The 2,132-nt window shown below is 67.9% G+C and carries 1 protein-coding gene and 1 tRNA gene; one reads left to right on the top strand and one right to left on the bottom strand.

The window, feature by feature from the left end:
* Positions 1 to 72, bottom strand: a tRNA-Ala gene (locus NBW84_RS09955).
* Between the two features lie 700 nt (positions 73 to 772).
* Here NBW84_RS09955 and NBW84_RS09950 point away from each other — a divergent pair.
* Positions 773 to 2,132: SidA/IucD/PvdA family monooxygenase (locus tag NBW84_RS09950; protein ID WP_250283860.1), on the top strand; the 1,360-nt coding region annotated here is incomplete at its 3' end.

Raw genomic sequence — 2,132 nt, 5'->3', positions numbered from 1 at the left:
GGAGACGAGGGGACTTGAACCCCTAACCCCTGCCTTGCAAAGGCAGTGCTCTGCCAATTGAGCTACGCCCCCGGAGACGACCCAACCAAGAGTACGACACGCGGGCCCCGGCAGGTCGGTAGCTGGTCGATCGTGGCATCACGATCACGGATCGGGGCCTGCGTACGGGTCGGGGCCCGCGCCGGCGTGAGCATGTGGCGCGCGGGGCCGCCTCCCAGGCCAGACGGGGATGCGCCTGGACAGATCATGATTGTCGGCGTTGTGCCGCCCGAGCCGTGGGCCGGGTGCACGAATGTGCGGGTGTGCGGGTGTGCGGTCGCCTCCGGTTCAGGCGGTTCGCGGTGCCGGGCGGATGTGTGGGTGCGTGGGTCGGTGTCACACGAGCGCGGACCTTGAGAGCGTCCGCCTCGCCCGGCCGCGCCCGTCCGCGCCCGTGTCACACGGGCGCGCACTATGAGCACTCTCCGTACATCACGGCTCCGGACGTGACCAGCGTTGTCGCGATCCGCCGGACATCGGTACTTGATTCGCCATAAGTTAGGTTAACCAAAGTCAGCGAAGACAATCGCATCGACAGGCGGCGAAGGTGCGCGCAACCGGCCGCGCACAACGGGCTGCGAAGGGACGCACAACCTTGACGTCACCCGATTATTCCGAGTATAGGTAAGTCTAACTTAACTAACAGTCATGACATGGTGCTCCGCCTGAGCGTCCTCGGACGAGGTACCTCTGGTCAGCGCCGACGCGGTCTCACATGACTGGAAGGGCAGCCGTGGTAGGACGTCTGCACGAGCGGGCCGGAGAACTGACGGAACTCGGTGTCCACGACATGATCGGGATCGGGTTCGGGCCTTCGAACCTCGCCCTGGCGATCGCCGTCGAGGAACACAACGCCCAGGTAGCGCCCTCGGCGGCACTGCGGGTCACCTTCCTGGAACGCCAGGAACGCTTCGGCTGGCATCGGGGAATGCTGCTCGACGGCGCCACCATGCAGATGTCGTACCTGAAGGACCTTGTCACCCTGCGCAACCAGGCGAGCGATTTCAGCTTCGTGTCGTACCTGCACGGCCAGGACCGGCTGGTGGACTTCATCAACCACAAGACGATGTTCCCGTTGCGCCACGAGTTCCACGACTACCTGGAGTGGGCTGCGGGCCGCCTCGATCATCTCGTGGAGTACGGCTCGGAGGTCGTCGACCTGCGGCCGGTCACCCTCGGCGGTGAGATCGCCTTCATCGACGTGGTGAGCCGGCGCGGCGGCGGCCCCGAGCGCACGGAGGTGCGCCGCGCCCGCAACGTCGTCATCGCGGCCGGCCTGGAACCTCGCACACCCGACGGAATCGGGCTCACCGAGCGGGTCTGGCACAACCACGACCTGCTCGACCGTGTCGGCGCGATGCCGTCGACACCGCGGGGGCGATTCCTCGTCGTCGGTGCTGGTCAGAGCGCGGCCGAGGTGACCGAATACCTCCACTCCAACTTCCCGCGGGCCGAGGTGCACACCGTCTTCGCCCGCTACGGTTTCAGCCCGGCCGACGACAGCTCGTTCGCCAACCAGATCTTCGACCCGACCGCGGTCGACGACTTCTTCCACGCCCCCGACAAGGTCCGGGCGATGCTGCTCGACTACCACCGGGGGACCAACTGCTCGGTGGTCGACACCGACCTCATCGACGAGCTGTACCGCCGCGTCTACCAGGAGAAGGTGCGTGGCGTCGAACGGCTGCGCATGGTGCGGGCGTCCCGGCTCACCGGCCTGGAGGACGTTCCGGACGGTGTCCGGGCGACCGTCGAGTTCCTTCCGACCGGCCAGCGGCAGACCCTCGACGCGGACGTGGTGGTGCTGGCCACCGGCTACCGCTCCCGCGACCCGTGGCGGCTGCTCGGCGGCATGGCGGCGGTGTGCAACGTCGACGACGCCGGCCGTCTGGAGGTTCGACGTGACTACCGTGTGGTTACCGCGGCGGGGAGCACGGCCGGCATCTACATCCCAGGTGCCACCGAGTACGCGCACGGCATCTCCTCGACGCTGCTGTCGAACATCGCCGTCCGGGCCGGGGAGCTCCTGCGCTCCGCCCTCGGCCATGCCGACGGCACGGCGGCCGCGGGCGAGGTGGCTGCGGGCGAGGTGG

Origin of the sequence: Protofrankia sp. CiP1_Cm_nod2 (genome assembly GCF_920664355.1) — a bacterium.
Taxonomy (GTDB): Bacteria; Actinomycetota; Actinomycetes; order Frankiales; family Frankiaceae; genus Protofrankia.
Note: the sequence above shows the minus strand (reverse complement) of the source record. Positions and strands in the feature narration are given on the sequence as shown.